The organism is Micrococcus sp. TCR-5 (genome assembly GCF_052220525.1).
GTDB classification, from domain to species: domain Bacteria; phylum Actinomycetota; class Actinomycetes; order Actinomycetales; family Micrococcaceae; genus Micrococcus; species Micrococcus luteus.
Window position 1 is genome coordinate 1 of record NZ_JBQPDO010000052.1, and the last position, 269, is coordinate 269.

Annotated in this window: 1 protein-coding gene; it reads right to left on the minus strand. The window is 65.1% G+C overall.

What is annotated here, in order from left to right; all coding sequences use genetic code 11:
- The coding region (locus tag ACTSKS_RS11065) for a transposase (protein WP_442927564.1) at window positions 1-219 on the minus strand (219 nt) is incomplete at its 3' end.
- Window positions 220-269: the final 50 nt, after the last annotated feature.

Sequence of the window (269 nt, forward strand, 5' to 3'; positions counted from 1 at the left end):
CTCTTCAGCCAAGCGCCGATGCCAGGTCCACACGGTCTGCCAGGGCCCGTAGACCTCGGGCAGATCCCTCCAAGCGATTCCGCACCGGTATCGGTAGATGATCGCCTCCACCATGGTGCGGGCGTCGGCGAACGGCCTGCCGGCGCGGCCGGTCCGGGTCGGGAGCATCGGGGCGATCAACTCCCATTGGGTGTCAGAGAGCATCTGGAACCGGGACATGTCCCCAGGGTCTCAGCTGACTCGTGCATCTATTCTCAGACACGCCCTAG